Raw genomic sequence first — 26241 nt, forward strand, 5'->3', positions numbered from 1 at the left:
TTAGCATGGAAAAATGGCTAAAAGGTGATGAACGTCTAGACTATTTATTGGCTGAGAATTTACGTATTATTCAAAGTCCATCTGTCTTTTCATTTTCATTGGATGCGGTATTGCTTTCAAAGTTTGTCAATATTCCCTATCATAAAGGAAATATTGTAGATTTATGCTCGGGAAATGGTGTAATCCCTCTCTTTTTAAGTGCACGAACGAAGGGGCAAATAACGGGAGTTGAGCTTCAGCCACGCCTGTTTGATATGGCAGAAAGAAGTATTCGCTATAATCATTTAGAAAATCAAATACAAATGATTCTTGGAGATGTAAAAGAAATACCGAAACAACTGGGCATTGAAAAATATGACGTTGTTACATGCAATCCCCCTTATTTTTTAGCACATGAAGCAAGTGATAAAAATCTTAGTGAACATCATGCCATTGCACGACATGAACTCTATTTAACATTAGAAGAGGCCATTCACTCAGCAAGTAAATTATTAAAGCAAGGTGGAAAAGCAGCATTTGTGCATCGACCAGGTCGATTATTAGATATAGTTACTGCAATGCGTGCGAATCGTTTAGAGCCAAAACGAATGCAGCTTATTTATCCGAAAGAAGGAAAAGAGGCCAATACATTATTAATAGAAGGAATAAAGGATGGGAAGCCTGATTTAAAAATATTACCACCAATATATGTCTATAATGAAAATAATGAATACACAGCAGAAGTGAGAGAGATTCTTTATGGAAAAGAGCAATAGTCACTATTTTTACGTGCTAGAGTGTGCGGATCAATCACTTTACGCAGGCTATACAAATAATTTAGAAAAGCGTGTAGCTGTACATAATGCTGGTAAAGGGGCAAAATATACAAGAGCTAGAGTGCCAGTAAAGTGTATTTATAAGGAAGAATTTGAAACAAAGGAAGAGGCAATGCGCGCGGAATATGCTTTTAAGCAACTAACAAGAACTCAAAAAATAGTGCATATAAGGAGGGGTGAATCGTGAAATCACAAAAAAGTACAATACACGATCAGACAGGCTGTTTATATCTTGTAGGGACACCTATTGGAAATCTAGAGGATATTAGTGTGCGGGCGCTCCGTATTTTAAAAGAGGCGGATATTATTGCAGCAGAGGATACTAGAAATACAAAAAAATTATGTAACTATTTTGAAATTGACACACCTTTAATTAGCTACCATGAACATAATCTAGCTGTAGGTGGAGAAAAATTATTAACTTTTCTACAGGAAGGGAAGATCATCGCATTAGTGAGTGATGCAGGTTTACCTTGTATTTCTGATCCTGGTGCAGATATAGTTGAAAAAGCAATTGCTCAAAACTTTCCGGTTGTGCCTATACCAGGTCCAAATGCAGCAATAACTGCATTAATAGCTTCTGGATTAACACCCCAGCCATTTTTCTTTTATGGTTTTTTAAATCGTGGGAGAAAAGATCGTCGTCAGCAATTAGAACAATTAAAAAAACGACAAGAAACGATTTTATTATATGAAGCACCTCATCGCTTAAAGGAAACATTAAAAGATATGGAAGCTATTCTGGGAAATCGTCGTATTGTTTTAGCGCGAGAGCTGACTAAGAAATTTGAGGAATTTTTGCGTGGCACCCTAGCAGAAGCTATAGAATGGTCACAAACAGAAGAAATACGTGGTGAATTTTGTATAGTCCTTGAGGGGAATCAGGAAGTCGAAGTGGAAGATTCTGAAGAGGCTTATTGGCATACACTATCTATTATCGAACACGTGGATTATATCCTTCAACAAAACGATGTAAGTTCTAAAGAAGCCATTAAAGAAGTAGCCAAGGAACGACAACTAGCGAAGAGAGATGTCTATAACGAATATCATAATCAATGACGATTAAGAGTTACCTTAGGGTAGCTCTTAATTTTTTGAATTGATAACAAATGTAAATAATAGTAACCTTACATATAAAGGTCTGACATGGACATTATAAGGGGTTCAAAATTTGGGTATAGTAGATAGTATACATTTATATTAAAAACACCTAAATCACTGTCTTGATTTAGGTGTGTAAGCATTATTTTTTTAAGTTTGATTGAATTTCTTTTACTAACATTTCAGCGCCTTCTGGACTTAAAATTAATTTGCCTCCAACTAGACGGAAGTTATCATCTGAAACTTCGCCAGTAACAGCACATGTCATATTAGGCATATATTTTTTTAAGATGATTTTATCATCATCCACATAGATTTCTAAAGCATCCTTTTCAGCAATACCTAGTGTACGACGTAATTCGATAGGTATAACTACACGACCTAACTCATCGACTTTACGAACAATTCCTGTTGATTTCATAATAGTTTTCCTCCTAATTTATAAAAGTTATATTGGCATTTCGTCAAATTTCGACATCATTTCTTTGTCTGATAGTTATCATACCAAGTAATGCCATAAACGTCAATTAATTAATGCACTAATATTAAGGTTTTTTAAAAATTTTTTTGAGAAGAATGCTGTTATTTTTGTTATTTTAAAAGGTTTTTAATAAATATTTTTGATTATAGTAAAAAAGGTTCTTATTTAAGTCAGTAAATGGATTAAATATATTATTCGACAATTTTCGCGAATGGTAAACTTTCATTGAAACGAATTTCGTACTTCGTTAGAATAGAAAGTATATTGTAAAACAATGGAGGCAGTTCTTGTGAGTGAACAAAAGAAAACATTCTATATAACAACACCCATTTACTATCCAAGTGGGAAGTTTCATATTGGTACGGCATATACGACCGTTGCATCAGATGCGATAGCACGTTATAAACGTTTACGTGGTTATGATGTTCGTTTTTTGACAGGTATGGACGAGCATGGACAAAAAATTCAAGAGAAGGCAGCAGAAGCGGGCAAACATCCTCAAGATTATGTCAATGAAATTGCAGAGGCTGCGAAAAAGCTTTGGGCGTTAATGGATATTTCTTACGATGATTTTATACAAACAACGCAAGAACGACATACAAAAGCTGTCGAAAAGATTTTCCAAAAGTTTTTGGATAATGGAGATATATATAAAGGTGAGTATGAAGGCTGGTATTGTACGCCTTGTGAATCATTCTTTACAGAGACTCAATTAGTTGATGGAAATTGTCCAGACTGTGGTCGCCCTGTCCACAAAGTAAAAGAGGAATCGTACTTCTTTAATATGAAGAAATACGCGGATCGTTTATTGTCTTATTATGAGGAAAACCTTGAATTTATTGAACCAGAGTCTCGAAAAAATGAAATGATCAATAACTTTATTAAACCGGGGTTAGAAGATTTATCAGTATCGAGAACATCCTTTGACTGGGGTATTAAAGTACCTGGGGATCCCAAACATGTTATCTATGTATGGGTAGATGCATTAACGAATTATATTACATCACTAGGATATCTTTCAGATGATGAAACATTGTTCAACAAATATTGGCCAGCAGATGTGCATGTTGTAGGGAAAGATATCGTTCGCTTCCATACGATTTATTGGCCAATTTTCTTAATGGCTTTAGATTTACCATTACCGAAAAAGATTTTTGCACATGGTTTTATTATGATGAAAGACGGGAAAATGTCTAAATCAAAAGGTAATGTCATTTATCCAGAAATGTTAATCGAACGTTATGGCCTTGATGCGACACGTTATTTCCTTTTACGTGAATTACCTTTCGGTTCTGATGGTGTATTCTCTCCAGAATCATTTATTGAACGAACAAACTTTGATCTTGCAAATGATTTAGGTAATTTATTAAACCGTACTATTTCTATGATTAACAAATATTACGATGGCATTATTCCTTCAGAGAATCTTCAATCGACAAAATTTGATGCAGCATTAAAAGAGCAGGCTGAGTCGGTACGTATTAAATATGAAGAAAGTATGGAAAAAATGCAGTTTAGTGTGGTATTGGCAGACTTATGGACATTAGTATCACGAACGAATAAGTATATAGATGAAACACAACCATGGGTATTAGCAAAAGAAGAAGCGGATAAACCAAAATTAGGTACAGTAATGCGAAATTTGGCAGAAAGCTTACACCAAATTGCTGTCATGTTACAACCATTTATGACAACAACACCTAAACGTATGATGGAACAGCTAGGTTTGGATGACAAATTCTTAGCATGGGATACAATTGAAACATTCGGCAATACTATTCCAGCAAACATTAAAGTGGTAGAAAAAGGGATACCTATTTTCCCTCGTTTGGAAAATGAAGTTGAAATAGCTTATATCCGTGAAGAAATGCGTGGTTCTGTAAAGACTTCACAAGAAGAAGAAGTTAAAAATGAGACAAAGTGTGATGAGAACCCAGAAATTCCTGAAATTACTATTGATGATTTCATGAAAATTGATTTGCGTGTCGCGACTGTAACTGCATGTGAAACTGTGCCAAAAGCTGATAAATTATTAAAGCTTCAAGTCGACCTAGGATACGAGCAACGTCAAGTAGTTTCAGGTATTGCGAAATTCTATTCTCCAGAAGAATTAGTTGGTCAAAAAGTGATTGTCGTAGCAAACTTAAAACCAGTTAAATTACGTGGGGAATTATCACAAGGTATGATCCTAGCTGGTGAAAAAGATGGGATTTTAAAATTAGCATCTGTAGATTCAAAACTTGAAAATGGTGCAAAAGTAAAGTAACAAACGAAGATTGGCCTGCTGAATAGATAGTATTCAGCAGGCTTTTCAAATCTGCCAGTAGAAATAGCCTTATTGTTATTTCGGAATAATTTATGTGTTGTAAAAATAATGGTTTTTTAGGTATATAGAACCAACGCGAGCTTTGTCGATTAAGTGGAATGTCACAAACCCGAATCGTTTGTAACAAATTTGTAATGCTTACGAAAAATATGAAATAATAAATTTTAATAAAATCTATGTTAGGAGAATGAAGATGTTTATTGATACACATGTACATTTAAACGCAGATCAATACGAGGAAGACCTTCAAGATGTAATCAATAGAGCTTTAGAAGCTAAAGTAGAAAAAATGGTGGTTATAGGTTTTGATCGTAAAACCATTGAAAGAACTATGGAGCTGATAGAGCAATATGATTTTGTTTACGGTGTTATTGGATGGCATCCGGTAGACGCCATTGATTGCACTCAGGAAGATTTAGAGTGGATTGAGGAATTAGCAGCACATCCAAAAATAGTCGGTATTGGTGAAACTGGGTTGGACTACTATTGGGATAAATCACCAAAGGATGTTCAACAGGCACTTTTCCGCAAACAAATACAGTTAGCGCAAAAGATTGATTTACCAATTATCATTCATAATAGGGATGCAACAGGGGATGTTGTAAATATTTTACGTGAAGAAAATGCAGCATCTGTAGGGGGTGTTATGCACTGCTTTAGTGGGAGTGTAGAAACAGCACGTGAATGTATTGCTATGAATTTTATGATTAGTCTTGGGGGTCCCGTGACATTCAAAAATGCACGTTTGCCAAAAGAAGTGGCTTCGGACATTCCTCTTGAGCACTTGATGATTGAAACTGATGCCCCTTATTTAGCGCCACATCCTTATCGTGGAAAGCGCAATGAACCCGCTTTTGTGCCGTTAGTGGCGGAAGAAATTGCACGTTTGAAAGGGTTGACAATCGAGGAAATTGCACAAGCAACTACCGACAATGCGAAAAAATTTTTTGGGATTGACAGTTAATTAGCTAAGATGCCTCCAATACAGGGTTTATGGTTGGCAAAAACGAAGAAGTCAATTTTCAAAGAAATACTTTCGGGTTGACAGTGCCAAAACTAGTCCGTATAATCCAACCTTGTATTAAGGAGGCGTTTTTTCATGTCAAATAATTCCATGAAAAACTTGTTCTTAGGATCATTGAGGAGTAAGCAAACAGTGATAAGAATTATTTCACTTGTCCTGTTTGTATCTGTAATCTCTTTCGTGCTTTATCAAGGTACGAAAAAAGCCGTAAAGCTTGAAGCAAATGGAGAAACAATCGAATTATCCACACATGCCAAAACTGTAGAACAATTATTACAAGATCAAAATATAGATGTAGCAGCGCATGATAAAATATCACCCTCTCTGAACACCAAAATTGTTAATGGCTTAGCAATTCAATGGGAACAGGCAAAAGAAGTAACAATTTCAGTTGATGGAAATCAGTCAAAAGTATGGACAACTGAAACACTAGTGAAAGACATTTTGAAGGAAGCGAATATTGAAGTATCTGAACACGACTCTTTAGCACAAGGTCTAGATACTGAGCTAGGCGCAGAAAACAAAATCGATATTCAAAGAGCGTTTCAATTAACGCTTGTCGATGGCGTAAACAAAAGACAAGTATGGTCCACTTCGACTACGGTCGCTAACTTTTTAAAACAACAAGGAATTCAGTTAAATGAATTCGATCGTGTCGAAAATAACCTGGAGGACGTTCTTACTCCGGCGAGTAAAATCACAGTAGTTCGCGTAGAAAAGGTTATCGATGTAGTGGAAGACTCTTTAGATTTCGCAGTTGAAAAGAAGCAAGATGCTTCATTGCAAAAGGGGAAAGAAAAGGTAGTAGCAACGGGGCAGAAAGGTTCTGTTTCTCGTACGTATGAAGTTGTCAAAGAAAATGGGAAGGTTGTAGCAAAGAATCTACAATCTGAGGCAGTTTTACAAGAGCCGAAAAAGCAAGTAGTTGCAGTCGGAACTAAAACTGTAGTTGCAAGCGCAGCGACTGTATCGCGTGGTTCAGCAGAGCCGGCAAGCGGTAAAGAGTTCTATGTAACGGCAACAGCCTATACACCATATTGCAACGGTTGCTCAGGTACATCAGCAACTGGTATAAACTTGCGTTCAAATTCCAATTTGAAGGTGGTAGCCGTTGACCCTTCTGTTATTAAGCTTGGCTCAAAAGTTTGGGTTGAAGGGTATGGTACAGCTATTGCTGGAGATACTGGTGGCGCAATCAAGGGTAATAAGATCGATATACTTGTACAAACAGATGCCCAAGCACGTAACTGGGGACGTAAGAAAGTGCGTATTAAAGTATTAAATTAAAAAAATTGTAAAATAAATCAAAATGTTTTTCACTAAGGGCTTTCCTGTTTTGACTGGCGGGAAAGCTTTTTTTTATATTTTTAGCGGCCAATCAATGTTATAAGTATAGGTACGTGTGAGTCTTGTATTCCTGTACAAACAGTATCATGCAGTTGTAAAATGGTCAGAAGATAAGGTAGAAAAGAGGAGCCTTTTTGCAAATAAAAGAAATTATCGTGGTTGAAGGAAAAGATGATACGACAGCTATTAAGCGAGCCGTACAAGCAGATACTATAGAAACAAATGGATCTGCTATATCTGAAGAGACATTGAAACGGATTCAGCATGCGCAGGAGAAGCGTGGAGTTATTGTATTTACGGATCCTGATTATCCAGGGCGTCGCATACGTGCCATTATTGAGGAGCGTGTTCAAGGGGTCAAGCACGCTTTTTTACCGAAAGCAAAGACAATTGCGAAGAATGGCAAAGGATTAGGGATTGAACATGCAGCAGACGTCGATATTCGGGAAGCGCTACGACTTGTCTATACCCCTAATCTGGATGTACCAAACGAAGATGATATAACACTAGAGGATTTAATGACAGCTCGTTTAATTGGACATCCGCAGGCAAAGCATCGTCGTGATCGTCTCGGTGAATTATTAAATATAGGTGCTACAAATGGTAAGCAGCTCCATAAAAGATTGAAGATGTTTCAAATTACAGAAAAACAATTTGGTGCCGCAGTTGCACAGCTAGATCAGGAGGAAAATGATGCATAAGGATATAGCAACACCAATTCGAACGCAGGAAATTTTAAAAAAATATGGATTCTCATTTAAAAAAAGTTTAGGACAAAACTTTTTAATTGATCCAAATATATTAAGAAATATAGTTAGCCATGCCAACTTAACAGAAAATAGTGGGGCAATTGAAGTTGGTCCAGGTATTGGGGCATTAACCGAACATTTAGCGAGAAGTGCTAAAAAGGTCGTTTCCTTTGAAATTGACCAACGACTATTACCTGTGTTAGAGGATACACTTAGCCCATACAATAATGTGTCTATTGTCCACTCTGACATTCTAAAGGCTGATGTTGCTAAAGTGATTGCAGAGGAAATGCCAGGAATTGAAGATATTATGGTTGTGGCCAATTTACCGTATTACGTAACTACACCAATTTTAATGAAATTATTGAATGATCGATTGCCGATTCGTGGTTTCGTTGTCATGATGCAAAAAGAGGTGGCAGATCGTATAACGGCTAAACCAGGAACGAAGGAATATGGTTCATTGTCGATTGCGATCCAGTATTACGTAAAGGCAGAAATTGCTATGACAGTACCTAAGACGGTTTTCATGCCACAGCCTAACGTCGACTCAGCAGTCATTCGCCTTATTAAGCATGATGAGCCGCCAGTAAAGGTTATTAACGAGGATTTTCTTTTTGTCGTGACGCGTGCCTCTTTCGTACAGCGTAGAAAAACGATTTATAATAACCTACAATCTGGTTTGCCTAATGGTAAAGCACAAAAGGACTTCATACTAGAAGCTTTAGCTGCTGCTAGTATCGAACCAACTCGTCGTGGTGAAACTTTAACGATTCAAGAGTTTGGAAAATTAGCGGATGCGCTATATCCTGTATTTGCAAAGTAAAAAATTTTGTTAACATTTTTTCTTAGATGTAAAAAAATATATGTTTTTTATAAAAAATAAGTTGACAAGATTTATGAGGTGCTGATAAAATATTATATTTTGTTGACATTTTTGGGCGATTCGCTTATACTAGTTATTAGTGAGGTGTAAGCGAAAATGCCAAAAACTTTAGCGGACATTAAAAAGTCGTTGGATTGTCATTTGGGTAAACGTTTGCAATTAAAAGCAAACGGTGGTCGCAAGAAAACGGTTGAGTGTGCAGGGATATTACGTGAGACATATCGCGCCATCTTTGTAGTTGAACTTGACCAAGAAGACAATACGTGTAAGCGCGTATCGTATAGTTACACAGATATTTTAACTGAAGCAGTAGAGATTACATTTTTAGACGAAGCAAAGGCTGCTGTCGCAAAATAGTTTCTAGTACTTATTTCTATATTTTTGAAACACTCATGTATGTTAAAAACTACATGAGTGTTTTGCGTTTTCACGGGGCATACTAATGTGGTCAGTTGTTAAAGGAGGAGTTTATATGCCTAGAAAGGGTATCATGTCACCTCGATTAAAAGAAGAGATCGCAAAAGAACTTGGATTTTATGATGTTGTGCAAAAGGAAGGCTGGGGCGGCATAAAAGCTCGAGATGCTGGTAATATGGTCAAACGTGCCATTGAAATGGCTGAAAGAGCAAGTAATGAGCAAGAGCGTAAGTAGACTATTTCAAATAAAATAGACGACTTATTAAGTTTCATTCAGCAAGGATGAAAATCCTTACTGACACAACAAATACAGCTGACGAGAGAGAACCGTTACTCCAAACAGGGTATACGGTTCTTTTTTTCCATTTTCGTAATCTCAATATGGTAAAATAAAATGAATAATCTTGTGCGAAAAAGGAATTGTTTATATGTGTTGCTATAAGGGAGGAAGAAAGATGCTTTATGTAAAGGCGCCTGCAAAAATTAATTTAACATTAGATGTACTTTATAAAAGACCTGATAATTTTCACGAAGTAGAGATGGTTATGACAACCGTCGATTTAGCTGATCGTATCAGTCTTGAATCTCGAGAAGATGGTGTGATCCAAATAATTTCAACGGATAATTTTGTACCCAACGATCATCGTAATTTTGCTTATCAGGCAGCGCGTCTCATTAAAGATACATATGGCATTAAACAAGGTGTATCCATTACTATTGAAAAAGAAATCCCTATTGCTGCCGGCCTTGCTGGTGGTAGTAGTGATGCAGCTGCTACACTTAAGGGTCTAAATGAGCTTTGGAATTTAGGTTTATCGATAGATGAATTGGCTGAACTAGGTGCTAAAATCGGTTCAGATGTATCATTTTGTGTCTATGGTGGCACGGCACTAGCCACAGGACGAGGAGAAAAAATAAAGGAAATTCCTGCCCCGCCTAACTGCTGGGTAGTATTAGCAAAACCTAAAATCGGCGTATCCACTGCTGAAGTATATGGAGGTCTTAAGGTTGAAGGGCTGGAGCATCCCAATACGAAGCAAATGATACAGGCTATTGAAACGAAGGATTATGAACTATTATGTTCTTCTTTAGGAAATGTTTTAGAAACTGTAACATTTAAGCTACATCCAGAGGTCGTGATGTTAAAGGAACAAATGAAACGCTTTGGAGCAGATGCTACATTAATGAGTGGAAGCGGTCCGACTGTTTTTGGGCTAGTGGATAGTGAAGCTCGTGTGAGTCGTATTTATAATGGTTTACGTGGGTTTTGTGAGGAAGTTTATGCAGTAAGAATACTAGGTGAGCGAAATACGCTTGCTTAGAAACGCAAATTTGTGTTAATTTTACCTATAAATATTCGTGTTTAGGAGAGGGTCGCATGAAATGGAAACGTAGTGAACGACTAGTTGATATGACGTACTATTTACTAGAGCATCCACATCAGCTGATCCCGCTAACTTATTTTTCAGAACTATATCAATCTGCGAAGTCATCCATTAGTGAGGATTTAACGATTGTAAAAGAAACTTTCGAAGAAAAAGGAATCGGGTTATTGATGACAGTGCCGGGTGCTGCAGGAGGAGTGAAATATATTCCCAAAATGTCCGAGCCAGAGGTGCGTTCAGTTATTCAGGATTTAAAGGCAGAGCTTGAGCATTCAGATCGCTTATTGCCTGGTGGTTACTTGTTTATGACAGATTTACTAGGGAACCCAGATTTAATTAACCGAGTAGGGAAGGTTTTTGCTTCTGCTTTTGCAGATCAACAGATCGATGTCATCATGACAGTAGCAACGAAGGGTATATCTATAGCACATGCCATTGCTAGACATTTAAATGTGCCAGTAGTTGTTGTGCGAAGAGATAGTAAGGTAACAGAAGGTTCTACTGTAAGTATTAATTATGTGTCTGGTTCTTCCAGAAGAATTCAGACAATGGTATTATCAAAAAGAAGCATGAAGAGTGGTCAACGGGTCTTGATTACCGATGATTTTATGAAAGTCGGCGGTACTATGAATGGCATGAAAAATTTATTAGAAGAATTTGATTGTCAATTAGCGGGGATTGCAGTGCTTGTTGAGGCTGAACATGCGGACGAAACGTTAGTAGACGATTACTATTCACTTGTAAAGCTTCATGAAGTGAATGAAAAAGATCGAACAATTGCATTAAGTGAAGGTAACTATTTTTCTAAAAGGGGATATGACAAATGAAAGTAGTAGCAACATCAAATGCACCAGCAGCAATTGGGCCATATTCGCAAGGGATTATTGTGAACGGTATATTTTATAGTTCTGGACAAATTCCATTAACAGCTACAGGTGAATTAGTGGAAGGCGATATTACTGTACAAACAAATCAGGTATTCGCCAATGTAAAAGCAGTATTAGAGGCAGCGGGATCATCTTTAGAAAATGTTGTAAAGACTACAGTGTTTATGAAGGATATGAACGACTTTGTTGCAATGAATGAAGTCTATGCAAGCCATTTTGGGGAGCATAAGCCTGCACGTTCTGCTGTAGAGGTAGCTCGACTTCCAAAAGACGTAAAAGTAGAAATTGAAGTTATTGCTATTGTTAAATAAAGAATAAATTAATGAAGCCCACTATGAAGAGCGTTTGTTCTGTTTAGGGGGCTTTTTTTTATCGGTGACAAACAATTGTCAAAATTTCCGTAAATAAGAAAAAATATTATCCTCGAAAGTATTCAAATTTTTTAGAAAATTTGATAGACTATAAAAAGGAAAATATTCGGTAATTAAGAATATGATAATTTTATTTAGGCATCCAAGAGAGAGGTGGTGAGAAAATGGAAGTTACTGATGTGAGATTACGTCGGGTACAGACGGATGGTCGCATGCGTGCGATTGCTTCCATTACACTTGACAATGAGTTTGTTGTTCACGATATTCGTGTAATTGATGGAAATACTGGATTGTTCGTAGCAATGCCAAGTAAACGAACACCAGATGGTGAATTTAGGGATATCGCTCATCCAATTAATTCTGACACTCGTAATAAAATTCAAGAGATTATTTTAAGCGCCTATCATAACTCTAGTGAATTAGAGGAAACGGGTGAAGAAGTAGAATTAGAGGGCATTGGTGTATAGTTAAAAGGTAATAACTAACTATTTAAGAAGTAGTTACAATTTATAGTTGATTTTATTGGTAAAAAAATTTAAGAACTCTTCAAATTTTGAAGAGTTCTTTTTATTTTGATAAAAAGAGAAAACCAGCAGTTTTAGGATATACTTCATGACATTCGAGCAGAAGGTGCAGTGGATTTTGGAATTCATCTTTTTGTCAACTCTACATGCCTTGAAAATAGATGAATTATGCTATATAGTCATAAGAGAAAATGAGCGTATTGGAGGACTTACAGATGAGCAATATTTTTGCTGTCATTTTGGCTGCAGGTCAAGGTACACGTATGAAGTCCAAATTATATAAAGTGCTCCATCCAGTTTGTGGGAAACCGATGGTACAACATGTGGTGGATCATATTCAAACGTTAGATGTGAATCGCATTGTAACGGTTGTTGGACATGGTGCAGAAAAAGTGCAACAACAGCTTGGAGATAAAAGTGAGTATGTTCTTCAAGCCGAACAGTTAGGGACAGCACATGCTGTTCAACAAGCTGAGGGAATTCTAGGGAATGAAGAAGGAACAACTTTAGTTGTTTGTGGTGACACACCGCTAATTCGTCCCGAAACTATGCAGGCTCTATTTGAGCATCATCAGGCAAAGAATGCTAAAGCAACAATTTTAACTGCAATTGCGGAAAATCCAACTGGCTATGGCCGTATTTTACGTAGCGAGAACGGGCAAGTAGAGCAAATTGTTGAACAAAAGGATGCTTCAGCAGCACAGCAATTAGTAAAAGAAATAAACACGGGCACATACTGCTTTGATAACAAGTTGTTATTTGAAACTTTGAAATTAGTGAAAAATGACAACGCTCAAGGTGAATACTATTTACCGGATGTTATTGAAATTCTACAAAAGCAAGGTGATATTGTAGAAGCATATGTGACAGATGATTTTGAAGAAACGCTTGGTGTCAATGACCGTGTTGCTTTATCACAGGCAGAGACATTAATGCGTGCGAGAATTAATGAAAAGCATATGCGTAATGGTGTGACAATTATTCACCCTGAAACGACATATATTAGCGCGGAAGCTGTTATTGGAAGTGATACTGTCATTCAACCTGGTTGTATGATAGAAGGAGCCACTGTAATCGGAGAAGATTGCAATATTGGCCCAAATACTCAAATTGCAGATAGCCGAATTGGAGATCGTACAACGGTGCATTCTTCTGTTGTGCGTGAAAGCGCTATTGCGGAAGATGCAGCCGTTGGACCATTTGCTCATATTCGACCACTTTCAGACATCGGTAGCCATGTGAAAATTGGTAACTTTGTAGAAGTGAAGAAAAGCAAGCTAGGTAATGACACAAAAGTATCGCACTTAAGTTATATTGGTGACGCTGAGATTGGCAGTAACGTCAATATTGGCTGCGGTTCCATTACAGTTAACTATGATGGGAAAAATAAGTACAAAACAATTATTGAAGATGATGTATTTGTAGGATGTAATACTAACTTAGTAGCGCCAGTGAAAGTTGGAAAAGGTTCATTTATTGCAGCAGGTTCTACAATTACAAAAGAAGTACCTGAAGATGCACTTGCAATTGCTCGTGCAAGACAAGAAAACAAACCTAATTATGTAAGCAAATTAAATTTAAAATAATTATCAACTAAACAGGAGGCCATCATGCCGTATCATTATGCAAACTCACAATTAAAAATATTTTCTCTAAACTCAAATAACCCATTAGCTCAAGAAATTGCGCAAGAAATGGGTGTAGAATTAGGGAAATCTTCTGTTAAGCACTTCAGCGATGGAGAAGTTCAAATTAGCATTGAAGAAAGTATTCGTGGTTGTGATGTGTTTATCGTGCAGTCAACTTCTGCACCAGTAAATGAACATTTAATGGAGCTTTTAATTATGGTAGATGCAGTTAAACGTGCATCTGCTCGTACAGTAAACGTCGTAATGCCTTATTATGGTTATGCACGCCAAGATCGTAAAGCAAAAGCGCGCGAACCAATTACAGCTAAATTAGTGGCAAACCTACTTGAGACAGCTGGTGCAACACGAGTGATCGTATTAGATTTACATGCGCCTCAAATTCAAGGTTTCTTCGATATCTTAATCGACCACTTAATGGCAGTACCATTATTATCAGATTACTTTAAATCTAAAGGTATTCCAGAAGATCAAATCGTGGTTGTTTCACCAGACCATGGTGGGGTAACACGTGCTCGTAAAATGGCGGAACGTTTAAAAGCACCAATTGCAATTATTGACAAGCGACGTCCAAAACCAAATGTTGCGGAAGTTATGAACATTGTGGGTAATGTTGATGGTAAAGTGGCAATCTTGATTGATGATATTATTGACACTGCAGGTACAATTACGATCGGTGCAGATGCATTACGTGCAGCGGGTGCAAAAGAAGTATATGCTTGCTGTTCTCACCCTGTACTATCTGGTCCAGCAATTGAGCGTATTGAAAACTCTTCAATTAAAGAATTAGTCGTGACAAATACAATTCAGCTTGCGGAAGATAAAAAATCTCCAAAAATTACAGAGCTTTCTGTAGCTAAATTAATGGCTGATGCAATTTCTCGCGTGTACGAAAACAAATCTGTAAGTACTCTCTTCGATTAATCATAAAGATATTATATAAAGGGCAAATCTATCTTTTAGATGGATTTGCCCTTTTTTCTTTAATTTAATCAAGGGAAAGAGTGTATTATGTGTGAATCTCCTAATAAAGGGGTATAATAGTAAATGTGTCTTCATAATATTTACACTACTTTAAAAAATAGAGGTAAATATTATTATAGCCTTAAACAACATAGTCACAAAAATGCTGAGTGGCTGATTTGTTGATAAGGCGTAAATAATTTTCTTGGAAGGGGAATAAAGAGGTATGAGTACAGTATTAAGTGTTACAAAGCGCGAAACTGGGCATCGTTCGACATTAACCCAACTTAGAAAAGGGGGAGCCATTCCTGCAGTTATTTACGGCTATAAGTTAGATTCAACCCCAATTTCTATTTCTGCAAAAGAATTCAAGAAATCCATTCAAAAAAATGGGCAAAACAGTGTGTTTTCACTAGATTTAGAGGGGAAAAAAGTGAATGTAGTTGTATCAGAAGTACAGCAATGTTCATTAAAAGATGAAGTTAATCATGTAGACTTTTTAGCGATTAATATGGCGGAGGAATTAGAGGCCGATGTGCCAATTAAATTAATTGGTCAGTCAGTTGGAGTGAGTGAAGGCGGTATTTTAATGCAGCCTAACTTAGAATTAAAAGTGAAGGTTAAACCAGCTGAACTACCTGATTCCATTGAAGTCGATATCTCATCACTGAAAGTAGGGGAATCTCTGACAGTGGCGGAGATTCGAAATCAAACGCCTATAGAAATTATTAGTGAAAATGATTATCTATTAGTAACCATTGTTGCTCCTGTTTCTGCAGAGCAAGAAGAAGTTACTGCTAGTGTAGAAGAAGAGCAAGTGTAAAATAAATTATTTATCAGGCTAGTAAGAAAGCTAAAAACTTTCTTGCTAGCTTTTTTTGTAAGGTTAAAATGGGATTTAGCAATTGTTCAAAATGCTTTCTAGGCATGTGGTATGGTAAAATAATGACTATTAGATTTGAAAGAAGAGAGGTACTTATGAAAATTATCGTTGGCTTAGGAAACCCAGGTAAACCGTATGAGCACACTAGACATAATATTGGTTTTGATGTGATCGATGCGTTAGCAGAAAAATGGGGGACACCTTTAACAAATTCTAAATTTAATGGAATGTACACAACTGTTCATCGACCTGAGGGAAAGGTTCTACTTGTTAAGCCTTTAACATATATGAATTTATCAGGTGAATGTGTAGGTCCCTTAATGGATTATTTTGATATTGATGTGGAAGATCTAATTGTTATATACGATGACTTAGATTTGGAAACTGGAAAATTACGCTTGCGCCAAAAAGGAAGTGCAGGTGGCCATAATGGCATTAAATCCTTAATTCAACATTTAGGTACGCAGGAATTTAATCGAATCCGAGTAGGCATTAGTCGTCCACCAGCTGGCATGAAGGTTGCAGACTATGTATTAGCAAAGTTTTCAAAGGAAGATCAGGTTTATATGAAAGAAGCCATTGAAAAGTCTGTAAACGCTGTAGAAGTATCTCTTTCAAAGCCGTTTCTTGATGTGATGAATCATTTTAACAAGTAAAGTCGTGAATTTAGTTAAAATTGGATACAAAAGTCTAAGTTAAGCTCATGCATATATGGATAAGTCTTGCCTATAAGAAAAAATTAATTCGCCAATTTTTAAGTTCATATAATGCTGAAGACACGAAGATAGTGCATAATCTGATTTATAAATGTCTATACTTTAAGTAGAAAGTTGCTTAAAGGAGGATGATTTGGAGATGTCAGTTCGCTATCGATGTCGGCATTGTGAAGTAGAAATAGGGACACTACCATTTGATGCAGATGATACAATTCGAAAACTACATATTTTCGAATTGGGAGAAGCCGATGATTATGTTGAGAAAGATCAACATGGACATACGACTGTGCACTGTATTTGTGAGCAATGTGAGGATTCGCTGAGACAATATCCAGATTATCATGCACTCAATAAATGGATTCAATAATTGGAAGGATGCTTTGACACACTTTATGTGTGTTCAAGGCTTTTTCCATTTCGTAAAATGGCTAATAAAAATATATAAACTAGCACTAGAATACTAGTAATGACAAATAGAATTTTTATGCTGAAAGGAGCTTTTGACTGTGGAAGTTTTACGACAGCTTGTGTCGCGGGATAAACATATTACATCATTTTTACAGGAAATTCAGAGCGGTCAAACTGCATCACAGCTTATTACAGGTTTAACTGGAAGTGCACGTCCCGTTATGGTTGATGCGTTATTTGAATATGTAAAGAAGCCGATATACATTGTGTCTCCTAATCTACTGCAGGCACAAAGAATGGTGGATGAGCTTGCGGGACTTTTAGGTGAAGAAAATGTTCACTATTACCCAGCGGACGAATTTATTGCTGCAGATCTTTCTGTGGCCTCTCCAGAATTACGAGCGGAGCGAATCGCAACGCTTGATTGCTTAGCTAGAGGCGAGAAAGCTGTTTATGTGATTCCTGTTGCAGGTTTAAGGAAGATCATGCAGCCGAAGGAACATTGGCTACACTACTTTTTACAAACATCTGTTGGCGATGAAATTGAAGTGGATGCATGGCTACAAACATTAGTTGAAATGGGCTATGTCCGGAATTCCATGGTGACTACTCCTGGCGAATTCGCCTTACGTGGAGGCATACTTGATATTTATCCACCGTATTTAGAATCACCTATTCGGATTGAATTATTTGATACAGAAGTAGATTCTATAAGGACATTTTCGGCAGATGACCAACGTTCTATTGATAAATTACAAAAAATTCGTATACTTCCTGCTTCTGAGGTTATTCTTACAAAATCAGAAAGACAGAACTTGGCAGGCCGTTTAGAAAAAGCCTTAGCCACAAGCCTAAAGAAAGTTAAAAAGCAGGAAACAAAAGAACTCCTTTATCAGCATATTCAGTATGATATTGAATTGCTACAACAAGGAAATCTTCCTGACTATGTCAATAAATATGGGTCATTACTATACGAAAAAACGGCTTTTTTAGGTGACTATTTTGCGCAAGATGGAATTGTTCTGTTTGATGAGCTTGGACGTATCCAGGAAGTTATGGACGCCTGGGAACGTGAAGAAGAGGAATGGTTTTTATCTTTAATTGAAGAAGGGAAAATGGTTCATGATGTTAAACCAGCCTTCACAATAAAGGAAATAGTGGCAATGTTGTCACAACAAAAGCTTTCCTTTTCATTATTTTCACGTACATTTTCGGGAATAACGTTTAATAAGACGACTAACTTTTCTTGCAAGCCCATGCAACAATTTCACGGACAAATGGCATTGCTACAAAGTGAGATTGAACGCTGGTTACTGGGCAAATTTACAGTACTCATCGTAGCCAGAGATAAAGAGCGTGTGAAACGTGTTCAGCAAATGCTAGAAGAGTATGATATCCATGCAGCAATAGGTGAGCCTACAAAGCCTGGAATTTATATTGTCGATGGAGCATTGTCAAGTGGTTTCGAATTACCGCTCCAACGTATGGCCATTGTAACAGAGGATGAACTATTTAAGCAGCAGGCAAAGAAAAAAGCACGTACGCAAAAAATGACGAATGCTGAACGTATTAAAAGTTATACGGAAATTAAACCTGGTGATTATGTTGTTCACGTTCACCACGGAATAGGGAAATATATTGGTGTAGAAACATTAGAGGTAAATGGAACACATAAGGATTACTTGCATATTCGTTATCGTGCAGACGATAAATTATATGTACCTGTCGAGCAAATAGACTTAATCCAAAAGTATGTGGCATCAGAAGACCGAGAGCCGAAGCTACATAAATTAGGTGGCGCAGAGTGGAAAAAAGCTAAAGCTAAGGTATCATCAGCTGTACAGGATATTGCAGATGATCTAATTAAGCTTTATGCGAAACGAGAAGCTGAAAAAGGGCATGCTTTTACACCTGATAATGATGATCAGCGTAACTTTGAGGCAATGTTCGCCTATGAAGAAACTGAGGATCAGCTACGTTCTATTATTGAAGTAAAAAGGGATATGGAACGTGAACGTCCTATGGATCGCCTAGTTTGCGGTGACGTAGGTTATGGTAAAACAGAAGTGGCTATTCGTGCCGCATTTAAAGCTATTCAAGATGGCAAACAGGTTGCCTTTCTTGTCCCTACAACTATTTTAGCTCAGCAACATTATGAAACAATTCGTGAACGTTTCCAGGACTTTGCTATTAATGTAGGATTGCTATCACGCTTTAGGTCAAAGAAAGAGCAAACAGCTACATTAAAAGGGTTAAAAGAAGGGCAAGTCGATATAGTTATCGGAACACACAGAATCTTATCAAAGGATTTATTATTCCAAGACCTTGGTTTATTAATTGTTGATGAAGAACAACGTTTTGGAGTAACGCATAAAGAGAAAATTAAGCAGTTAAAAACAAATGTCGATGTGTTAACGTTAACAGCCACACCAATTCCGAGAACACTCCATATGTCAATGGTAGGTGTCCGAGATTTGTCTGTTATTGAAACACCACCAGCCAATCGATTCCCTGTTCAAACATATGTGATGGAACATAGTGGAGCACTAGTACGAGAGGCTATCGAAAGAGAGATGGCACGTGGCGGACAAGTGTTTTACTTATATAACCGAGTAGAAGATATGGCTAGAAAAGTTGAGGAAATTCAAGTGCTCGTTCCGGAGGCACGAATAGGTCATGCACATGGGAAAATGTCAGAGTCGGAATTAGAATCAGTCATATTATCCTTTTTAGAAGGAGACTATGATGTACTTGTGACAACGACTATTATTGAGACTGGTGTAGATATTCCCAATGTCAATACTTTAATTGTTCACGATGCTGATCGAATGGGCTTAGCTCAGCTCTATCAATTGCGTGGCCGCGTTGGGCGTTCTAACCGGGTAGCCTATGCCTATTTCATGTACCAGCGTGATAAAGTTTTGACAGATGTTGCCGAGCAAAGATTACAGGCTATTAAAGAATTTACGGAGCTGGGGTCAGGCTTTAAAATTGCTATGAGAGATTTATCTATTCGAGGCGCGGGGAATTTACTTGGAGCGCAACAGCACGGCTTTATTGATTCAGTTGGTTTTGATTTATATTCACAGATGCTCCAAGAGGCAATTGAAGAGCGTCAAACAGGTGTGAAAAAAGAAGAAAAACCTGAGATTGAAATTTTATTAAGTGTCGATGCGTATATTCCCGATGCCTATATCCCTGATGGATACCAAAAAATTCAAATGTATAAACGCATTAAAGCGATGGATCAGGTGGAAGAGTATGGTGAAATCATAGAGGAATTAGAAGATCGATTTGGTGATCTTCCAATTGAAACAGAGCGTCTACTTCGTGTAGCACGAATGAAAGTATGGGGATTAGGTGCGGGAGTAGTCTCTGTAAAGGATAAGCAGAAACTTATTACAATCTTGCTATCGGAACAGGGAACAGCAAATGTTGATGGTAGTAAAATTATTGAAGAGTCCATGAAATTTGAACGTGCTGTTGGTTTTGGTATGGATGGCATGCAATTAAAACTAACCATTGATGAGCGGAAGTGCGGAAAACATCAACCCTTTGACATTTTGGAAGAACTGATGCAAATTATTGATCAAGCAAAGAAGCTATAATAAAAAGGCAGTCCTATCTTTTGAAGAAAAGATAAGACGGCCTTTTTTCGTTAAATTTTAATAAATTAATTATAGAAACTTATTCCTTGGGTACTCTAATAACGAGTTGATTGGTGTAATGCAAGTTTTTTGAAAAAAATTGATGGTTGTGAAATCCTTTTTCTTCAGTTTTTGCATAGATTGCTTAAATAAAAACCATACTATAGTTGAATAAAAAATTTTATTGTAGCGAAAGCGAGGCATTAGAATGAAGGCAACAGGAATTGTTCGTCGTATTGATGATTTAGGGCGTGTAGTTATTCCAAAAGAAATTCGTAGGACGCTACGTATTCGTGAAGGCGACCCTCTTGAAATTTATACGGACCGTGAAGGTGAAGTCATATTAAAAAAATATTCTCCGATTAACGATTTAGGAGAATTTGCAAGAGAATATGTTGAAACATTATATGAAACATTAGGAACACCAGCATTTGTTACTGACCGTGATGAAGTGATTGCCGTAGCAGGGATTGGTAAAAAAGAATATATTAATCGTCGTATTACGTCCTTTGCAGAAGGCTTCATGGAAGAGCGCTCTACAAAGATTGAAAAAATGGAGACATCCATTGAAATTGTTCCTGGACAATATGAGCAAGTAAAATCATATTGTGCAACACCTATTATGGTGAATGGTGACCCAATTGGTTGCATTATAGTATTGTCTAAAGTGCATTTTGTTGGTGAGGTAGAAGTGAAAGTAGTGGAAACGGCTGCAAACTTCTTAGCGAAACAAATGAATAGCTGATGCATGTAAAAGTTATTGCGGTGACCTTTTAGGCCGAGTAATAACTTTTTTTGCGTACATAAATATGGGTCAAAGTAGGAACTGTATTGTTGCTTGGCGCGTCAAACTTTTTAGATATGCTATACTATTGGCATTGTTAAGAAGGAAAGAGGGCAATTTATGTCTCAACGTTTTGGTATGAAAAGCTACATGAAGGGAGCAGCCTTATTGACAATTGCTGCCCTTATTGTAAAAGTACTTAGTGCAATTTACCGTGTACCTTTTCAAAATCTAGTTGGTGATGAAGGCTTTTATATTTATCAACAGGTATATCCAGTCATTTCAATTTTCGTTGTTTGGACATCTAGTGGCTTTGCTGTAGCCATTTCAAAAATGCTTGCAGATAATGATTGTATAGTTGATACAATAGAACGTAATGAAAAAAGAAGCATTATAATGCGTGTCGTTTTCCGCTATTTGACGGTGCTCTCGTTGTTGTTTTTTGCAGTCCTATTTGGAGGTGCTGAAAAAATAGCTCAGCTGATGGGTGATAATCAACTGGCACCATTGATACGCACAGGCTCCCTTGTAGTATTGGTAATGCCAGCGCTTGCTATTTTGAAAGGCAGTTTTCAGTCTAGAGGGATTATGGAGCCTATTGCTTATGCTCAGGTCGTTGAACAGGCGATTAGGGTAACCGTTATTTTAACAGGAACCTTTGTCATTATGACTACCACAAAATCACTATATGCTGCGGGGAAAATGGCCGTTATTGGTACAGTGATAGGGGAAATTACTGCATTTTTATTACTTGCCTATATTTTTTCTAAACGCTTTGGGCTATTCCGTGTGCATTTACGTTTACACAAGGCTAAAAGCTTGCCTATTATTAAAGAAGTTACATGGCTTAGCTTAAGTGTAAGTATGAGTGGTCTTTTGTTACTTGGCTATCAATTAGTTGATTCCTTTACGATCTATTCGTTATTAATCGATCATGGTATGGACTCTACAGTTGCTAAAGAAACCAAGGGGATTTATGATCGTGGACAGCCGCTAGTACAACTAGGAGTTGTTATCGCATCCTCATTATCCCTTGCAATTGTTCCACTTGTTGCTCATCTATCGAAAAAACAAGAAGGGCGAAGTGCCACTCCATTTATCCAATTAACGTACAAAGCTTCTATTTTGTTTGGTTGGGCTGCTTCGCTAGGAATAATGCTTGTTATGCCCTATTTAAATGAAATGCTTTTTAAAACCAATGTATTATCCGAAGTATTAATTGTGTATGTATTCCAAATCGTGCCTTTGTCGATTATTCTTACATTTACAGCCATTTTACAAGGCTATGGAAAATTAAAGAAACCAGCCCTATTCTTAATGATAGGGTTTGTGCTAAAAATAATATTAAATGTTCGTTTGATAGGCTGGCTTGGTGTATTAGGAGCAGCTATTGCAAATGATATAGGATTACTATTAACAGCATTCTTGCTTATTGTTTATTTAAAAACAATGACTGGTATTCAATTAGCACCCACCGAATTTTATAAAAAAGTGGGGCTCGCATCAATCAGTATGGCAGTGGTCGTATTGGTATGGTTACAGATGGTGTCGGCTTTTTTAGGCCATTTATTGTCATCACGTTCAGTAGCGGTGATCGCAGGTTTTACAGCTGTCGGCTTGGGGGCGTTTGTTATGCTTACAATGATTGCGAAGAAACGAGTGTTAGTAGAAAAAGAATGGTATTTATTGCCATTTGGGCGTAGAATGGCCGTTTACCAACTATGGCTAAATTCAAAGAAGTAGGTGGAGATAGTGAATACTTTAACTATTATTGGTCTAGGTGCAGGGGATTTTAATCAGCTGCAAATGGGCGTTTATAAAAAATTGAAAGCTGCTAAAAAATTATTTGTTCGTACAGTCGATCATCCGGTATTAGAGGAATTAGCGGCAGAAGGTATAACGTTCGAAAGCTTTGACAAAGTATATGAAAAACACGACGCATTTCAACCAGTATATGCAGAAATTGCAGAATCACTTATAGCAGCTACAGCTATAGAGGATATTATGTACGCGGTACCAGGTCATCCATTAGTTGCAGAACAAACAGTGCAATTGCTTATAAAAGCAGCGGATGAGGGAACTTTCAATCTTGTCATAGAAGGTGGACAAAGCTTCTTGGATCCCATATTTGGTGCATTGAAAATTGATCCGATTGAAGGTTTTCAATTGCTGGACGGCACTAGCTTTTCCATGCATGACATCAATATGCGTCAGCATATCTTAATCGCTCAAGTGTATGATACATTTAGTGCTTCAGAAGTGAAGCTAACATTGATGGAGAAATATGAGGACGAGTACCCAGTGACCGTAGTTACGGCTGCGGGATCTTTACAAGAAAAAATTGTTACTGTGCCACTCTATGAACTCGATCAAAGTGTGGAGGTTAATAATTTAACAACAGTCTATGTGCCACCTGTAAGTTCACAGGAAAAGGCTTTAAGAGATTGGACAACATTCCGTACAATAATTGCAACGTTAAGAGGCCCAAATGGCTGTCCATGGGATCAAAAGCAAACTCACGAGTCCTTGAAAAAATATTTACTCGAAGAAGCTCATGAATATTTAGCCGCTGTAGATGCTGAAGATGATTTTGCAATGATTGAGGAACTTGGAGATGTGCTTTTACAGGTGTTCTTACATGCACAAATAGGAGAAGATCAAGGATACTTTACGCTTGAAGATGTTTTAGCTTCTATTAGTGAGAAAATGATTCGTCGTCATCCACATGTCTTTGGAGATGTCGAAGTGGAAGATGCTGATGGTGTTGTAGCCAATTGGGAGGCTATAAAGGCTGAAGAAAAGGGTATTACTGATAAACCATTATTAGACGGGGAATATAGAGCATCCTCTGCGCTACAGACAGCCTTTAACTATCAAAATAGAGCTGCCAAAGTAGGTTTTGACTGGCCAGATGTAGACGGAGCATGGGATAAGTTTGAGGAGGAGTGGCAGGAATTTCGCCATGAGGTGACGAATGGCTCTAGTATATCCAGACTTGATGAATTGGGAGACGTATTATTTACATTAGTGAACTTAGCACGTTTCTATAAATTATCTCCAGAAGAGGCAATCCTGCATGCCAATGAAAAGTTTGCTAGACGATTTGGCTATGTGGAAGCTCAAGTAAAGGCAAGAGGAAAATCATTTACCGACTTTACTTTAGATCAATTAGATAAGTTCTGGAATGAAGCGAAGCAACTGGAAAGGGAGAAAGAACTATGAGATTAGATAAATTTTTAAAAGTTTCACGTTTAATAAAACGTCGTACTTTAGCTAAAGAGGTGGCAGATCAGGGTCGTATCACTATCAATGAGAAGGTAGCGAAAGCTAGCAGCTCAGTAAAAGCAGGGGATGAACTGGCCATCCGATTTGGTCAAAAAATAGTAACAGCACGTGTAGAAGAAATACGTGAGACAGTGAAAAAAGAAGATGCAGCCAAAATGTTTACCATTTTGAAAGAAGAAAGACTAGAAAAAATTGAGCCTGAATTTATAGATGATGAAGAATAAATTTCTTTTTTAGCCTCCTAATGATGTTCCTGCTTCCATTTATGGATGAAAGTAATATACAACTTAAATAAAGTTGTCATGCTTTGACGGTTGTCCGCATAAAGTGAACAGAAGCTAGGACGACTAAAGGAGGAAAAAAATGACGCTACATCAAGAAAGTAATCGTTACACAATTCCATCTGGAGAGCATATTTTAACGATTCGTAATCGTAAAAGAATGGACATGACTTCTGTAAAATCAATTGAACGCTTTGATCAGGAAGAGTTTTTCATTAAGACGTCCCAAGGGCATTTGTTAATCCGTGGAGAGGAACTGCATATCGTTCATTTAGATGTTGACAAAGGATTATTGACACTTGAAGGAACTGTAAAAACTTTACAGTACGACGAGGAGGAAAGTGGCTTCTCGAAGGGTTTCCTTCATAAATTATTTGGATGATTGTTAGTGAACAATTCTTTCAATTAATTGTCATGGTTTTGAGCGGTATAGCAGTTGGTTTCATTATTGATAGCGTAAGGCTTATTGTTTTCTCAACTCCAAAAAGGTCAAGCCTTCGAAAGTGGATGATGATTTTTGAATTACTGACATGGATTCTACTTGGAGGGCTGACATATTATTTATTATTTTGGCTAAAAGACGGCGCATGGCGGGCATACGACCCGCTAGCGCAAATAGCCGGAATTTTTTTGTATCAATCATTTTTTCAAACTATTTTACGTTTCATAGCTAGAGTTTTGGTGAATATTACATGGAGACCCTTCTGGTTCATCGTACGCTTCATCGTCTCTGTTATTCGACATATTTTGCAATTTTTATTAAATATAGTGATGATTGTTATAAGACCTTTTGTCAAAATTTATTCGTATTTGTCCTACACTTTTTTAAAAAAATTACGATATTTGAAGTATAATAAAAAGCAACAATAATTTTCGGAGGTGCGGACATGACAAGACGTCATTCATCAAATGATGAACAACAGAACTTTACAAAGCTTGATAATGACTATGTCCGTAACACGGATAAAGCTATAAATCGCAAGCAGCAGGCACGGAAACGTAAATTGCGTCGTATCGTCTTTTTTGCGATTGTACCAGTCATTATTATCGCCCTTCTCTTAAATGTGCTATCCAACCAAAATGAAACATTAGCGATCAAAGAGAAATCAAAGGAAGAAGCGAAACAGCATCTCTCTGAATTGAAAGAGGAACAGGATACTTTAAATCTAAAAATCAAACAATTACAGGATGATGAATATATCGCAAAACTATTAAGAAAAGAGTATTACTTGTCTGAAAAAGGTGAGATTATTTTTATAATTCCAGATAAGGAAGATAAAAAAGACGACTGAAAAGCTATGTATTGTTGACACAC

General features: G+C 37.1%; 28 protein-coding genes. 27 read left to right on the forward strand and 1 reads right to left on the reverse strand.

What is annotated here, in order from left to right:
• Positions 1–5 precede the first annotated feature (5 nt).
• From MKY88_RS00305 to rsmI, 3 genes are read left to right on the forward strand one after another with little or no spacing between them, the layout of a single operon-like run.
• On the forward strand, positions 6–755 hold the full coding sequence (locus MKY88_RS00305) for a tRNA1(Val) (adenine(37)-N6)-methyltransferase (protein WP_328205594.1): 750 nt from the start codon (positions 6–8) through the stop codon (positions 753–755).
• On the forward strand, positions 739–1002 hold the full coding sequence (locus MKY88_RS00310; protein WP_069483069.1) for a GIY-YIG nuclease family protein: 264 nt from the start codon (positions 739–741) through the stop codon (positions 1000–1002). Before MKY88_RS00305 ends, MKY88_RS00310 begins: the two co-directional genes overlap by 17 nt.
• A complete protein-coding gene (gene rsmI / locus MKY88_RS00315) occupies positions 999–1874 on the forward strand; it encodes a 16S rRNA (cytidine(1402)-2'-O)-methyltransferase (RefSeq protein WP_328205591.1) in 876 nt (291 codons plus the stop codon). The genes MKY88_RS00310 and rsmI overlap by 4 nt, the downstream gene beginning before the upstream one ends.
• Positions 1875–2058: 184 nt before the next feature.
• Here rsmI and MKY88_RS00320 read toward each other — a convergent pair whose 3' ends face one another.
• On the reverse strand, positions 2059–2337 hold the full coding sequence (locus MKY88_RS00320; RefSeq protein ID WP_004229214.1) for an AbrB/MazE/SpoVT family DNA-binding domain-containing protein: 279 nt from the start codon (positions 2335–2337) through the stop codon (positions 2059–2061).
• A gap of 334 nt (positions 2338–2671) precedes the next feature.
• Here MKY88_RS00320 and metG point away from each other — a divergent pair, with 334 nt between their 5' ends.
• The 24 genes from metG to MKY88_RS00440 all read left to right on the forward strand — a co-directional run bounded on the left by metG (position 2672) and on the right by MKY88_RS00440 (position 26218).
• Positions 2672–4663 carry a methionine--tRNA ligase gene (gene metG / locus MKY88_RS00325; protein ID WP_445669161.1) on the forward strand — a complete coding sequence of 664 codons (1992 nt, stop codon included), beginning with the start codon at positions 2672–2674 and terminating at the stop codon, positions 4661–4663.
• 253 nt (positions 4664–4916) lie between these two features.
• Complete coding sequence (locus tag MKY88_RS00330) at positions 4917–5687, forward strand: TatD family hydrolase (protein ID WP_193833526.1); 771 nt, start codon at positions 4917–4919, stop codon at positions 5685–5687.
• Between the two features lie 135 nt (positions 5688–5822).
• Positions 5823–7034 carry a G5 and 3D domain-containing protein gene (locus MKY88_RS00335; RefSeq protein WP_069483065.1) on the forward strand — a complete coding sequence of 404 codons (1212 nt, stop codon included), beginning with the start codon at positions 5823–5825 and terminating at the stop codon, positions 7032–7034.
• Positions 7035–7228: 194 nt separating this feature from the next.
• Positions 7229–7795, forward strand: coding sequence for a ribonuclease M5 (gene rnmV, locus MKY88_RS00340; protein WP_069483064.1), 567 nt, complete (start codon positions 7229–7231; stop codon positions 7793–7795).
• On the forward strand, positions 7788–8669 hold the full coding sequence (gene rsmA, locus MKY88_RS00345; protein ID WP_258270510.1) for a 16S rRNA (adenine(1518)-N(6)/adenine(1519)-N(6))-dimethyltransferase RsmA: 882 nt from the start codon (positions 7788–7790) through the stop codon (positions 8667–8669). Before rnmV ends, rsmA begins: the two co-directional genes overlap by 8 nt.
• A gap of 156 nt (positions 8670–8825) precedes the next feature.
• Complete coding sequence (veg, locus tag MKY88_RS00350; RefSeq protein WP_004229199.1) at positions 8826–9086, forward strand: biofilm formation stimulator Veg; 261 nt, start codon at positions 8826–8828, stop codon at positions 9084–9086.
• Between the two features lie 115 nt (positions 9087–9201).
• Entirely contained in the window at positions 9202–9381 is a 180-nt protein-coding gene (locus MKY88_RS00355) for a small, acid-soluble spore protein, alpha/beta type (protein WP_025116349.1), read from the forward strand.
• A gap of 220 nt (positions 9382–9601) precedes the next feature.
• A complete protein-coding gene (gene ispE / locus MKY88_RS00360; RefSeq protein WP_069483062.1) occupies positions 9602–10468 on the forward strand; it encodes a 4-(cytidine 5'-diphospho)-2-C-methyl-D-erythritol kinase in 867 nt (288 codons plus the stop codon).
• Between the two features lie 56 nt (positions 10469–10524).
• The gene (purR, locus tag MKY88_RS00365; protein WP_069483061.1) at positions 10525–11358 is read left to right on the forward strand and encodes a pur operon repressor; all 834 of its coding nucleotides are present in this window, start codon (positions 10525–10527) and stop codon (positions 11356–11358) included.
• Complete coding sequence (locus tag MKY88_RS00370; protein WP_008181603.1) at positions 11355–11729, forward strand: RidA family protein; 375 nt, start codon at positions 11355–11357, stop codon at positions 11727–11729. Before purR ends, MKY88_RS00370 begins: the two co-directional genes overlap by 4 nt.
• A gap of 224 nt (positions 11730–11953) precedes the next feature.
• Positions 11954–12256, forward strand: a complete 303-nt coding sequence (spoVG, locus tag MKY88_RS00375; protein ID WP_069483060.1) for a septation regulator SpoVG — start codon at positions 11954–11956, stop codon at positions 12254–12256.
• Positions 12257–12528: 272 nt separating this feature from the next.
• Complete coding sequence (gene glmU, locus MKY88_RS00380) at positions 12529–13899, forward strand: bifunctional UDP-N-acetylglucosamine diphosphorylase/glucosamine-1-phosphate N-acetyltransferase GlmU (protein WP_069483059.1); 1371 nt, start codon at positions 12529–12531, stop codon at positions 13897–13899.
• A gap of 24 nt (positions 13900–13923) precedes the next feature.
• Complete coding sequence (locus MKY88_RS00385) at positions 13924–14883, forward strand: ribose-phosphate diphosphokinase (protein WP_036122044.1); 960 nt, start codon at positions 13924–13926, stop codon at positions 14881–14883.
• A 265-nt stretch (positions 14884–15148) separates the two neighbouring features.
• A complete protein-coding gene (locus tag MKY88_RS00390) occupies positions 15149–15745 on the forward strand; it encodes a 50S ribosomal protein L25/general stress protein Ctc (protein WP_069483058.1) in 597 nt (198 codons plus the stop codon).
• A 155-nt stretch (positions 15746–15900) separates the two neighbouring features.
• Entirely contained in the window at positions 15901–16461 is a 561-nt protein-coding gene (gene pth / locus MKY88_RS00395; RefSeq protein ID WP_069483057.1) for an aminoacyl-tRNA hydrolase, read from the forward strand.
• 199 nt (positions 16462–16660) lie between these two features.
• Positions 16661–16888: an anti-sigma-F factor Fin gene (locus tag MKY88_RS00400; protein ID WP_008180264.1), complete on the forward strand. Its 228-nt coding sequence runs from the start codon at positions 16661–16663 to the stop codon at positions 16886–16888.
• Between the two features lie 139 nt (positions 16889–17027).
• Entirely contained in the window at positions 17028–20537 is a 3510-nt protein-coding gene (gene mfd, locus MKY88_RS00405) for a transcription-repair coupling factor (RefSeq protein ID WP_340812823.1), read from the forward strand.
• Positions 20538–20784: 247 nt separating this feature from the next.
• Complete coding sequence (gene spoVT / locus MKY88_RS00410; protein WP_012291886.1) at positions 20785–21321, forward strand: stage V sporulation protein T; 537 nt, start codon at positions 20785–20787, stop codon at positions 21319–21321.
• Positions 21322–21480: 159 nt separating this feature from the next.
• On the forward strand, positions 21481–23103 hold the full coding sequence (locus tag MKY88_RS00415) for a putative polysaccharide biosynthesis protein (protein ID WP_328205580.1): 1623 nt from the start codon (positions 21481–21483) through the stop codon (positions 23101–23103).
• Positions 23104–23112: 9 nt separating this feature from the next.
• Positions 23113–24582 carry a nucleoside triphosphate pyrophosphohydrolase gene (gene mazG, locus MKY88_RS00420; protein WP_258270504.1) on the forward strand — a complete coding sequence of 490 codons (1470 nt, stop codon included), beginning with the start codon at positions 23113–23115 and terminating at the stop codon, positions 24580–24582.
• Positions 24579–24869 carry an RNA-binding S4 domain-containing protein gene (locus MKY88_RS00425; protein WP_008180273.1) on the forward strand — a complete coding sequence of 97 codons (291 nt, stop codon included), beginning with the start codon at positions 24579–24581 and terminating at the stop codon, positions 24867–24869. The genes mazG and MKY88_RS00425 overlap by 4 nt, the downstream gene beginning before the upstream one ends.
• A 139-nt stretch (positions 24870–25008) precedes the next feature.
• Positions 25009–25308 carry a sporulation protein YabP gene (gene yabP, locus MKY88_RS00430; RefSeq protein ID WP_004229167.1) on the forward strand — a complete coding sequence of 100 codons (300 nt, stop codon included), beginning with the start codon at positions 25009–25011 and terminating at the stop codon, positions 25306–25308.
• Positions 25305–25796, forward strand: a complete 492-nt coding sequence (yabQ, locus tag MKY88_RS00435) for a spore cortex biosynthesis protein YabQ (RefSeq protein ID WP_069483053.1) — start codon at positions 25305–25307, stop codon at positions 25794–25796. The genes yabP and yabQ overlap by 4 nt, the downstream gene beginning before the upstream one ends.
• A 17-nt stretch (positions 25797–25813) precedes the next feature.
• Complete coding sequence (locus MKY88_RS00440) at positions 25814–26218, forward strand: FtsB family cell division protein (RefSeq protein WP_069483052.1); 405 nt, start codon at positions 25814–25816, stop codon at positions 26216–26218.
• Positions 26219–26241 lie beyond the last annotated feature (23 nt).

It is taken from the genome of Lysinibacillus sp. FSL R7-0073 (genome assembly GCF_038009065.1).
GTDB lineage: Bacteria > Bacillota > Bacilli > Bacillales_A > Planococcaceae > Lysinibacillus > Lysinibacillus fusiformis.

Coding starts and splice junctions, on each gene's coding strand:
- MKY88_RS00305 (WP_328205594.1), top strand. CDS start 6: ATGGAAAAATGGCTAAAAGGTGATGAACGTCTAGACTATTTATTGGCT.
- MKY88_RS00310 (WP_069483069.1), top strand. CDS start 739: ATGGAAAAGAGCAATAGTCACTATTTTTACGTGCTAGAGTGTGCGGAT.
- MKY88_RS00320 (WP_004229214.1), bottom strand. CDS start 2,337: ATGAAATCAACAGGAATTGTTCGTAAAGTCGATGAGTTAGGTCGTGTA.
- metG (WP_445669161.1), top strand. CDS start 2,672: ATGGAGGCAGTTCTTGTGAGTGAACAAAAGAAAACATTCTATATAACA.
- MKY88_RS00330 (WP_193833526.1), top strand. CDS start 4,917: ATGTTTATTGATACACATGTACATTTAAACGCAGATCAATACGAGGAA.
- MKY88_RS00335 (WP_069483065.1), top strand. CDS start 5,823: ATGTCAAATAATTCCATGAAAAACTTGTTCTTAGGATCATTGAGGAGT.
- rsmA (WP_258270510.1), top strand. CDS start 7,788: ATGCATAAGGATATAGCAACACCAATTCGAACGCAGGAAATTTTAAAA.
- veg (WP_004229199.1), top strand. CDS start 8,826: ATGCCAAAAACTTTAGCGGACATTAAAAAGTCGTTGGATTGTCATTTG.
- MKY88_RS00355 (WP_025116349.1), top strand. CDS start 9,202: ATGCCTAGAAAGGGTATCATGTCACCTCGATTAAAAGAAGAGATCGCA.
- ispE (WP_069483062.1), top strand. CDS start 9,602: ATGCTTTATGTAAAGGCGCCTGCAAAAATTAATTTAACATTAGATGTA.
- purR (WP_069483061.1), top strand. CDS start 10,525: ATGAAATGGAAACGTAGTGAACGACTAGTTGATATGACGTACTATTTA.
- MKY88_RS00370 (WP_008181603.1), top strand. CDS start 11,355: ATGAAAGTAGTAGCAACATCAAATGCACCAGCAGCAATTGGGCCATAT.
- spoVG (WP_069483060.1), top strand. CDS start 11,954: ATGGAAGTTACTGATGTGAGATTACGTCGGGTACAGACGGATGGTCGC.
- glmU (WP_069483059.1), top strand. CDS start 12,529: ATGAGCAATATTTTTGCTGTCATTTTGGCTGCAGGTCAAGGTACACGT.
- MKY88_RS00385 (WP_036122044.1), top strand. CDS start 13,924: ATGCCGTATCATTATGCAAACTCACAATTAAAAATATTTTCTCTAAAC.
- MKY88_RS00390 (WP_069483058.1), top strand. CDS start 15,149: ATGAGTACAGTATTAAGTGTTACAAAGCGCGAAACTGGGCATCGTTCG.
- pth (WP_069483057.1), top strand. CDS start 15,901: ATGAAAATTATCGTTGGCTTAGGAAACCCAGGTAAACCGTATGAGCAC.
- MKY88_RS00400 (WP_008180264.1), top strand. CDS start 16,661: ATGTCAGTTCGCTATCGATGTCGGCATTGTGAAGTAGAAATAGGGACA.
- spoVT (WP_012291886.1), top strand. CDS start 20,785: ATGAAGGCAACAGGAATTGTTCGTCGTATTGATGATTTAGGGCGTGTA.
- MKY88_RS00415 (WP_328205580.1), top strand. CDS start 21,481: ATGTCTCAACGTTTTGGTATGAAAAGCTACATGAAGGGAGCAGCCTTA.
- MKY88_RS00425 (WP_008180273.1), top strand. CDS start 24,579: ATGAGATTAGATAAATTTTTAAAAGTTTCACGTTTAATAAAACGTCGT.
- yabP (WP_004229167.1), top strand. CDS start 25,009: ATGACGCTACATCAAGAAAGTAATCGTTACACAATTCCATCTGGAGAG.
- yabQ (WP_069483053.1), top strand. CDS start 25,305: ATGATTGTTAGTGAACAATTCTTTCAATTAATTGTCATGGTTTTGAGC.
- MKY88_RS00440 (WP_069483052.1), top strand. CDS start 25,814: ATGACAAGACGTCATTCATCAAATGATGAACAACAGAACTTTACAAAG.